This window comes from Stieleria varia (assembly GCF_038443385.1).
Taxonomy (GTDB): Bacteria; Planctomycetota; Planctomycetia; order Pirellulales; family Pirellulaceae; genus Stieleria; species Stieleria varia.
In genome coordinates this window covers 2,056,465-2,066,397 of record NZ_CP151726.1, presented here as the reverse complement: position 1 = coordinate 2,066,397, position 9,933 = coordinate 2,056,465, and the positions used below count along the sequence as shown (strand labels likewise).

8 protein-coding genes are annotated in these 9,933 nt (G+C 56.7%); 6 read left to right on the top strand and 2 right to left on the bottom strand.

Going from position 1 to position 9,933, the window contains the following annotated elements; genetic code table 11:
- The first annotated feature begins 117 nt into the window (after nucleotides 1–117).
- A complete protein-coding gene (locus Pla52nx_RS07130) occupies nucleotides 118–798 on the top strand; it encodes an ABC transporter ATP-binding protein (protein ID WP_146522364.1) in 681 nt (226 codons plus the stop codon).
- Nucleotides 799–800: 2 nt separating this feature from the next.
- On the opposite strand, the gene Pla52nx_RS07125 is transcribed toward Pla52nx_RS07130, so the two are convergent.
- A complete protein-coding gene (locus Pla52nx_RS07125) occupies nucleotides 801–2,108 on the bottom strand; it encodes a tetratricopeptide repeat protein (protein WP_146522363.1) in 1,308 nt (435 codons plus the stop codon).
- A gap of 500 nt (nucleotides 2,109–2,608) precedes the next feature.
- Between Pla52nx_RS07125 and Pla52nx_RS07120 the strand changes: the two genes are divergently transcribed.
- From Pla52nx_RS07120 to Pla52nx_RS07100, 5 genes are all read left to right on the top strand, one after another.
- Complete coding sequence (locus Pla52nx_RS07120; RefSeq protein ID WP_231742378.1) at nucleotides 2,609–4,432, top strand: ferredoxin; 1,824 nt, start codon at nucleotides 2,609–2,611, stop codon at nucleotides 4,430–4,432.
- Nucleotides 4,433–5,018: 586 nt separating this feature from the next.
- The gene (locus Pla52nx_RS07115; RefSeq protein WP_231742377.1) at nucleotides 5,019–5,666 is read left to right on the top strand and encodes a hypothetical protein; all 648 of its coding nucleotides are present in this window, start codon (nucleotides 5,019–5,021) and stop codon (nucleotides 5,664–5,666) included.
- Nucleotides 5,667–5,784: 118 nt separating this feature from the next.
- Entirely contained in the window at nucleotides 5,785–6,735 is a 951-nt protein-coding gene (locus tag Pla52nx_RS07110; protein WP_146522362.1) for an alpha/beta fold hydrolase, read from the top strand.
- Nucleotides 6,732–7,649: a triphosphoribosyl-dephospho-CoA synthase gene (locus Pla52nx_RS07105; RefSeq protein ID WP_146522361.1), complete on the top strand. Its 918-nt coding sequence runs from the start codon at nucleotides 6,732–6,734 to the stop codon at nucleotides 7,647–7,649. Before Pla52nx_RS07110 ends, Pla52nx_RS07105 begins: the two co-directional genes overlap by 4 nt.
- Before the next feature lie 15 nt (nucleotides 7,650–7,664).
- Entirely contained in the window at nucleotides 7,665–8,168 is a 504-nt protein-coding gene (locus tag Pla52nx_RS07100) for a 6-pyruvoyl trahydropterin synthase family protein (RefSeq protein ID WP_146522360.1), read from the top strand.
- Nucleotides 8,169–8,176: 8 nt separating this feature from the next.
- On the opposite strand, the gene Pla52nx_RS07095 is transcribed toward Pla52nx_RS07100, so the two are convergent.
- Nucleotides 8,177–9,931: a YecA family protein gene (locus tag Pla52nx_RS07095; RefSeq protein ID WP_146522359.1), complete on the bottom strand. Its 1,755-nt coding sequence runs from the start codon at nucleotides 9,929–9,931 to the stop codon at nucleotides 8,177–8,179.
- Nucleotides 9,932–9,933: the final 2 nt, after the last annotated feature.

Here is a 9,933-nt window from a genome sequence, read left to right as displayed (position 1 = left end):
TTAGTCAAGCCAAGTTTACTTTTTTTACCTCGACGTGAACACTTCAAATCAACACCGCTCAACATGCGTGTACCTTCCATCCCCAACTTGATTTCACTTGCACTGATCTAAAACACCATGACGAGTCAGCCGCCGCTCGTATCGTTGAAAAACGTCAACAAACACTACGTCGATGGCGATGTACACGCCATGCGAGATGTCAGTTTGGACGTGTACCCCGGAGACTGGATTTCCATCGTGGGTGCCAGTGGGTGTGGCAAATCCACGCTCCTGAACATGATGGGCGCTTTGGACCGACCGACATCGGGAGAAGTCTTTTTTCGTGATACACCCCTGGACGCCTCCGGAGACTTGGACCAACACCGAGCCAAACACGTGGGGTTTGTTTTCCAAAGCTACTATTTGCTGCCAAATCTGACCGCATCAGAGAACGTACAGATCCCCATGTTTGGGACAACGCTGCACGCCACCGAGCGACAACAACGTAGTATTGAGTTGCTACAGCTCGTCGGGCTGTCCAATCGAATTGATCACCTCCCTGATCAACTATCCAGTGGTCAGCGTCAACGCGTCGCCATCGCTCGTGCACTGGCAAACGATCCCGCATTGGTACTAGCTGATGAACCAACCGGCGCGTTGGACAGTGACAGCGGTCGTGAGGTGGTCGAGTTGCTTGAGCGGCTCAATCGAGAAAACGACTACACACTCGTGATGGTTACCCATGACCTGGAGCTTGCCAAGCGTGGCAGCCGTGTGGTCAAGATGCACGACGGTGTCGTTCAGGAATCGCTTGTTTGAGTCTACTCGCCGCGGCGTGTGGGATCGTCAACAGCGGCTTTCTCCGCAGACGCTTGCTCGGCTTTCTCCGCAGCGATCGGGTCGATGACAAAACCGCGACCATTCTCGTAGCGCTGCAGCGTCTTTCTGGCAAACATTTTGTATCGTTCATCCACTGCGGCAACGACCTTCTCCTGCCAACCCACGGCTTCATCGTGCTTGCCGTCGGCCGCCAACGCTGCGGCGAGCGCGGACAAGTCGCCGACGGACTGATAGTTGCTCAGTTCGCAAGCCGCCTTGGCCATTTTGACCGCACGGGGCGGATCTCTCAGCGATTCGTCTTCGGCGGTGGCCAACAACCACGCAATGTTCTGCAGCGCTAGTGCGTACTCTGGTGCCAACTCAATGGCTTTCTCGTAGTCTGCCAAGGCTTCCTTTTGTTTGCCCAATTGTGCCAAGTTGTAGCCACGGTTGTTCCACGCGACGGCGTCTTTGGGGTTCAATTCAATGGCTGTCGCGAAATCTTGTACCGCATCATCATGCCGTTTCTGTTGAAATCGAATGTAGCCCCGTCCCATCGCGGCGCGAAAGTCCTTAGGGTCGAGCTTGAGAATGGATGCGAAGTCATCAGTCGCTTTCTCTAGGTCTCCTGATGCTTTGTGTGCGATTGCCCGTTGGTGCAAAATCGCGATGTCGTCTTCCCGTTTGGAGAGCACCGCGTTGTAATCTGCGATCGCTTTCGCAAAATCGCCTTGCGCCATTCGCACGGCCGCACGATTGACCAAAGGTCCGACGTCGTCGGGGTCACGCTTGAACGCTTCGTCATAGTCCTTGATCGCCTTCTCGTATTCACCCTTGGCGGCAAAGAACAATCCGCGACTGGAATAGGCGTGGGCTGCGTCGTAGCCAAGTTCGATCGCGCGGTCGAAATCCTTCAATGCCTCGTCGGACTTGCCCAGTGACCAATGAGCCGATGCACGCAAGGTATAAAACCGGCCTTCCTTAGGATTGCGTTTGATCAGATCGGTGTAGATGTCCAACGACTCTGGGATACGCACTGCGTTGACTTTGGCCACGGCTCCCTTGGATCCGTTGTGGGTCAAGATCACATAGTCGTCGTCCCGCTCTTCTAGCACTGTCAACAAATCGCCTTGTTCGATCACATCAATGACCTGCTCTTGGTCCACGAGCTTCATCTCCACCCGCGCGACCACCGGATCCTGAGGAGGGGGCTCCGCCAGCAAGATTCCCGTCCGCGCGATCAGCACGGAGACAAGAATCAAAGCAAGTGCAACAGTCCTGGTCGGTTTTTTGACGGGGAAACCATTCATGGAGCAGGCCGCGACGGTATCATCGCGCAAGAGGGGCGTTTTAACGAAATGACAGGGCTCAGACGTTCGGCAAACCAGATCCGAGGACACGGGTTTTCCGTGGACCAGCTTAACGAGAGTTCGGCCCGTCGGCGTTCCCCCTTCGGTGGAGACTCCCTTTCCGGCTTCGGTGAAGACTCCCTGTCTGGCTTCGGTGAAGACTCCCTTTCCGGCTTCGGTGAAGACTCCCTGTCCGGCTCCATTGCCCTTGGACCAGTGAACTATTGAACAGACATCACACGGATCACTCAACAGCCGCTGGGCAAATGGGCACTCTGGGATGAATTCCCTGTTTTTGCGGGTTGTGTGGATTGTGTCAGGCCGATTGTCGCTTAATCTTTCCACTGGGTAGATGCCCCCGGATCTCGGATTTGGGGATTCCATGCACCCCCAATCCGGCCGCGGTATCCAACAGGCCCGCAGTTCCGCCATGTATTCTTCGAGATTTAGGGAGCTTTCAGGTGAAGTGGTTCGCAACATTGATGAGCGCGTCGGCTGCATTGCTGGCAGTGACAGCGCAAGCAGGGGACTGTGTCCCCTGTGGCGGATGCAGTGACCCCTGTGCGGGAGCACAAGTGGTTGTGTCGTCACCCTGCGGTTGCGCAGGTTCAGTCAGCTACGGGGCGACGAGTTACGCCAGTCAAGTCAGTTACGGTGAAGTCGTGACGGCGGATAGCGGAACTTCGTTGGGCACCGTCGTTGGTGGCGGTCAGCCGCACAGCGAAATGATTTGTGAGCCCATGACGACTTACAAAGTCGTGATGGAGCCCAAGTATGTGACCGAGTCGCGACCGGTTTGTGTTCAAAAAACACGCCAGGAAACTCGCTATCGAACCAAGACAGTTTACAAATCCGTGCCAGTGACCGAAACGAAGTATCGCCAGACGGTCAACTATGTGCCGAAAACCGACACCAAGACGATCGAGTATTCGGTGCTGGTCCCCGTGAAGTCCGAGAAGACTGTCGAGCTGACCGAGACCGTCCCTCAGTGGAACGAAGTTTCCGAAGATTACGTCGTGCAGATTCCAAAACTGGTCGATGTGCCTGAACAATACACGGTCAAGGTGCCAAAGCTGCAAGATGAAACGTTCACCTACACCGTGAACGTCCCCCATGCCGTGACGGAACAGAAATTTCGAACCGTGACCAACGCTGTTCCGGTGACCAAGACTCGAATGATCGAAGTCTGCGTACCGACCACAACCATGCAAACAGTGACCAAAGACTACGGCCACTGGGAAGAACAAGTGGTTGAAGTTGCCTCACCGGTCGCGACGACCACGACGGTCAACTACGCAGCGACCTACGCTGGTGGATGCGGGGCAACCGTGGTCAGCGGCCCCGGTTGCGGTGGCGGATACAGCACGACAGGATGTGGCTGCGGCAGCGTCGCCAGTGTACCGTGTGGCTCGTCATGCGGTGGCTGCGCCGCCCCCTGTGGTGGATGTGGCGGAGGCGTCTCAGCCGGTTGCGGATATGCCGCTCCGATGAACGCTCCACACGTTTCCAATGCATACGCCAGTGCCCCTTCGGTCGCTTGTGGCGGAACGATCACGATGACCAAAAAGGTCTGGGTGCCCAACGTGCAATCCGAGACCGTCCCGGTCACCACGAGCACATCGCAATCACAAGTGATCAGCTACACCGTTTTCGAGCAGCAAAGCGAGCAGGTTCCCTACGAGTGCACTCGAATCGTCTATCACCCCGAGACGCGGACCGGCACCAAGAAGACGGTCGTCTACGTGGACGAACAACGTACGCGTAATCGCAAAGTCGTTCAGTATGAAACCGAAACGCGAACTCGCACGCGAAAAGAATTGACGTTCACGACCGTCACCAAGACGGAAACCGTTCCCTACGTGACGTACAAATCCGAACCTCGGACCAAAGAAGTCAGCTACACGTACAACGTGCCGGAATACACAATGGAACCGTACGAAACCACTCGCTACGATCGCGTCGCGGAGGAAGCCGTCGAAGAGTACACCGTGGATGTCCCGTACACCGAAACCGTGGAGCAAAAGGTTCAGGTCTGTCGCATGGTTCCACGACTGGTGGAAGAAACCACTACGCCGTGTGCCGAAGCAGCCACGAGCTACGGCGTCTCCGGTGGCTCGGTTCTGGAAAGCGGCAGCAACATGGGCGGTTCGATCATCAACGGCGGATCTGTGATCAGCAGTCCCTGCAACGGATGCGGCCCCGTTGCCCCGGCCCCCATGCCCCACCAGGCCCCAATGCCCTGTCAGGGCTGTGGTCCCGCCGTGGGCGCTCCCTGCGGCTGTTGATCAGCACACGGGATGCTGCTTCATCGCATCATAGAAATCACAAAACGCCATCGTCCAAGCAGGACGGTGGCGTTTTTTTGTATCGCGCCGGCTACGACGCAGCATCTGGGGAGCAATCCCTGGCTGTTCAAAAACTGGCATTGTGGCACTGTGGCACTGTGGCGCTCCGCAAGTTTCTGTCACGACTGCCGGCGCCGCTGGGGGCGTAACCTTTGCGGATACGGCACAAGGCGGATGGTTTGTGTTTGGGCGGATGGTGGTGCTCGTTTTCGACTTGGAAAGTCGAACGACAATCGTCGCTCGACTTTCCAAGTCGATAGCGTGCCCCGCCAATCGTTTTGCCGTTCAAAAAGGCTTTCTTGAGCAGACGGGCCCACTCCCTCACGTTCGCCTAAACGGCTCAATGAATAACGCCAAAACAATAACACCAAAACATCGATTCAATACCAACTATTGATCAGCCCAGGGCAATCCGCACCGCCAGCAGTAGGAATGTTTCACCGCTGTGACTAAGATTCATTCTTGGCGTGGTGCTTGAGCCACGGCCCCAACCGATCTCACGTTCACTTGGACCTGGTGTTTTGCAATGAATTCGACCTTCACAAAATCGATGTGTGCCGCGGCTCTGCTGACGCTGCTTTCTACATCGGCTCTGTTTGCCCAAGACGACGAACCCGTCGCAAGAGCTCAGCCGGTGGCCGATGCGGAGCCCACACGAGCCGAGCCCATCGCATCCGCGACTCCCGATGTGCGACCGCTCAGCGTCACCGTTGAGTTGATTTCTGGCAAGACCCAGATCACCGGAACGTTGACGGACACCACCAATCTGGACATGAGGACCTCCTTTGGTATGGTTGCCGTTCCTCTTTCGGAGGTCGCCGGATTCCGATTCCCCTCAGCCGACGATGCATCCACGACCGTCGTGATGCTCAATGGTGACTCCATCACTGGGGCGACCGATGTAAAAATGGTCACCGTCGAAACGGAATGGGGTGTCGCGCAGATCAACGGCCAATCCATTCAGTCAATCCTATTCGTGCCCGGATTGGCCTGGACCTCCGCCAAAGGACTCAACGGCGTGCGATGGGGGCTGTCAAATCAGACGTCGACCACCTCACAGAACTTGCCAGCGTCCTCAAGCTCATCCAGTTCCATCCGCAGCAGCAGTCCAGCGCCATCGGCAATCGGCTCGCCGCCTCGGATTCAGAATTTTGGTCAACCGTTCAACAACTGACCTTGAGCAATGGACCATTTCACCGACGACATGATCAAGCCGGCTGGCGAGGGCGAGGCCGGCTTTTTTCGTGGATGCCCGGGTTTCGGAAAGAGGATGGAACCGCCAAACTTGGTGAATGAACGTCCCCACAGACAGCTTTCCCTACCCCGCCAAGCGACTCGAAATCGATTCGCTTTCGATGGCGTATCGCGACGTCGGTCCAACAAATAGCGACCCGAGCAACAGCGGCCCCGATTCCCAACCCCCGACGCTGCTATGCGTTCACGGAAATCCGACCTGGAGTTTCTACTACCGCAAAGTCATCGAACGATTCTCCGACACGTTTCGCGTCGTGGCGGTGGATCACATTGGATGCGGTGAAAGTGACAAACCCGCTCGTGGGGAGTTCTCCTACCAGCTCAGCGACCACCAACGCAATTTGGTCACATTGATCGATGCATTGGATTTGCAGAACGTCACCCTGATCGCTCACGACTGGGGAGGCGCGATCGGCCTGGGAGCATTGACGGCTCGTCGTCCCCGTTTCAACCGAATGGTTTTGCTCAACACGGCTGCGTTTCCCCCACCGTACATCCCCTGGCGAATCAGAGCGTGCAGGCTTCCCCTCTTGGGGTCGTGGGCGATTCGTCGGTGGAACGTATTCGCGCGAGCGGCCGTCACGATGGCCATGTCACGCAATGTGATGGCCGCCGATGTTGCCAGCGGGCTGTTGGCACCGTATCACGATTGGGACTCACGGGTAGCGATCGATGCCTTCGTACGTGATATTCCGACTTCACGATCACACCCGACCTTTCAAACGCTGCAGCAACTCGAATCAGACTTGCCGTCCTTGGCCGACTTGCCATCGCTACTCATTTGGGGAATGAAGGACTGGTGTTTTCGCCCACAATGCTTGGAGCGATTCCGAGAGGTTTGGCCAGACGCGCAGTCCCTCCCCATCGCCGACGCGGGGCACTATGTCCTGGAGGACGCACCGCAAGAAACTCTGGATGCGATCGCAAGGTTCATCGGACACGCCTCGCAGCGATCCGATCCTGACACCGCCAGCACCACCGTGACATGAATCAGTCGACAGGTTCATCACTTTCCAATCAAGATCCGCTGGACCTGCTGCGTCCCGAATGTCAGACCCCCGCCGACGCGGTTCGTTGGGCGTGCGTGCTGGAAGCCACCGCGCCCAAGGCGGGTAATGTTTATCCCGGACGACCGTTTCCCGATCTGAGCCATTCCGATTTCGTCACAGCCGCCCAGCTCACCGCGTCCGCCATCGAATCCACACAGGCACTCGGCTTCGCCTCCTGGGTCTTGGCCGCGGCCCAGTCGGTTCAATCCAACTGCGGCTCGAACGTGAACCTGGGGATCTTGTTGCTATTGGGGCCCCTGGTCGAGTGCGACCGACGCCATAGCGTCGCACATCCCAGCGATCCTAGAACCCAATCCATCTGGCGCGACGGTATGGCGTCGGTCTTGACTGATGTCACGGCCGCCGAATCGTTGCTTGTGTTTGATGCCATCCGGGTTGCAAACCCTGGGGGGATGGGGACGACCGAAACCATGGACGTGAATTCTCCCAGTCCAGCTGAGCCAGTCGACTTGGTCGCCGCCATGCATCTGGCTCAGCGGCGTGATCGAATCGCCCGGCAATACGCGACCGGCTTCTCCGATTTGCTCGACATCGTCGTCCCGGTGGTCCATGACGCCATCATCGACCGAGGAGACGTGCTGGGCGGAATCGCTGACGCCCATTTGCGGTTGCTGGCGAGCGAGCCGGATAGCTTGATTGAGCGCAAGCATGGCCCAGAGATTGCCAAGCAAGTACGCTGCATGGCGGCAGCCGTCGATTTGCAAAGTCCATCGCAGCGTGAAGAATTCGATCGCATTTTGCGTGGCAACAATGAGGTGTTTTCTCAGCGTTGCAACCCGGGCACCACGGCCGACCTGATCGCCGCAGCACTGTATGTTCTACTCCGAACCTGACCCAAGCAAGATAACATGAGCCAAGCAACATTTCGTGTCGACGTGACGAAAGAACAATTCGTTTTCTCCGCCGCGCACTTCATTACCTTTGCAGGTGACATCTGCGAACGCTTGCATGGGCACAACTACGGGGTTCGTGCCAGCGTGGGCGGACCGCTGGATGAAAACCGATACGTTGTCGATTTCATTGCACTGCGAGACGCGATCTTGCACGAGACATTGACGCTGGATCATCATGTCATCCTGCCGAATTCACACCCCGAGATCAAAATCACCAGCGACGATAAAGAAACCACCGCGACGTTTCGTGATCGCAGATGGGTTTTCCCAAACGAAGACTGTGTCATCCTGCCGGTGATCAACACCACCGCAGAAGAAATCGCACGGGTGATCGCCCAGCGGGTGATGGTCCGCACCAGAGACCAGTTTGGCGACGCGATTGACTGGATCGAAGTCGCCGTCGACGAGAACCACGGCCAGTGGGGTGTCTGCCGTTTGCCGTGGCAAGCGGCGGAATGATCACCAGCTCACTTCCCTAAACAGCACTTCTTGTACTTCTTTCCACTGCCACAGGGGCACTGGGCGTTGCGTGGCGTGCGAACGTCGTCGCGGACAGTTGTCTTCGACGAAGACTGCAGGGTGGACTGCCGTGTCGGCGCTGGCTGAACGGCAGGCTTTGGCTTCTCTTCATACACGTCCCCGCCAAACATCACGCCGTCTCTGATCACCTGACGAACATTGCGGAACTTGCTTGTGTATTCCCGCAGTTGCTCCTTCGCATACTTCGCATCGTGCATCATCTGACGCATCTGCTTCAGAGGCAAGAACCACTCGACATCCTCCCTCTTGAACGCATCCTCCAACAGTTGCTGATGTTTCCTCGGAGTAAAGAAAGCCAGGCTCTCGGCATACGGCGCGATCAACAGGGGTTCTTCCCGTAGAGCACGCTGCAATCCTGCGACAAGCGAATCGATCGCGGTTTGGCGATCCAATGAACCGTAATAGCAGGCAAGCAAATAGTAGTCGACCATTTCGCGTCGATCTGGACTGCTACGATCGATATCCCAAATCCACTGCTCAATGAAATCGTGATTCCTCAACGGCGTCAGAGCGGTTGCATTTACAATCAGGTAGAATTGGTCACCAAAGACCTGCTCACGATCCGTCTCTGGCATCTGCAGGATCATCTGCAATAGATCGGTCGGCAGCGGCATCGCTCTGGCGGTCGTGAGCGCCAATCCCAGGTAGGCGCCATTGCCCCTCCAAGAATCGGGATTGCCTTGAAACCGAACCACCTCGTCGCGAATCAAGTCGATCGTTGCGTGGTAGGCTCTAGTGAATGCATAATCGACCGCATCGATGGCCTCGACGGGGAGATGGTCATCCGTCGATTGTCGAAGCTCATTGAACAGGGTTGGGCTCAACGGGGCTTTGGTTATACGCCACCCGCTGGCGTGTTCATTGGCAAGGATTGTGGCGTCAACCGGATCGGCATCCTCGCTAATATAGTCGTAGCACCACGTGCTTAACTCTGCTGCCACATCATGCCAACCTCGCGTCTTGCCAGGGGGCTGGGCGTAGATGCCGAAGTCATCCCAGCTATCCAGCTCGATGTAGTCCCCGTCGACTTGGCCTCGCTGAAAACTTGATCGGACAATCTCATCGACACCATCCACCTCATTGGCGGACAAATCCAATAGCTCGCTTATGATGACCGCAGACTGGGTGTCCGAACGACGACCAGCCCTCCGCTTCAAGCAATGGACCATCGCATCGATCGCTGCGATTCGATCCAAGTGTCCCTGCACGACCGCAATCGACATGGCTCGGAAAAGTGAAGACGACTTGAGGCTGTCAAGTTTCTGATTATCGGCGAGGCGATCTATCCAGTCGATCACTTCAGCGGAACTCGCGTCACGAAAAAGACACGCAATCATGCTTGGCGTGGCCTCAAAGACCAGGTCGCCGAACAACTCACCTTTTTGCGTCAGCACCGATTCGATCAGATGCCGGTCGTCCCAAGTGGCGATGGAAGCCAGCAGAGCAAAGGCGAAGAAGTTTGAGCTGGTAGCGCTGCCCAATCCGATCTCAGCCGACTTGACCGAGTCAGCAACCAACGCCGCCACAGAGTCATGAAGCGCTTCGCCGCGGCCCTGCAACTCACGCAACACACCAGTTGGCAACACGGACCCGGGGAACCGCCCAAGGTTGTGAAGCAATTCATCCGTGCCCATCTCTCTCAACGTTGTTGCTGGCGGAGATTCCGTCTTTATTTCTAACATTT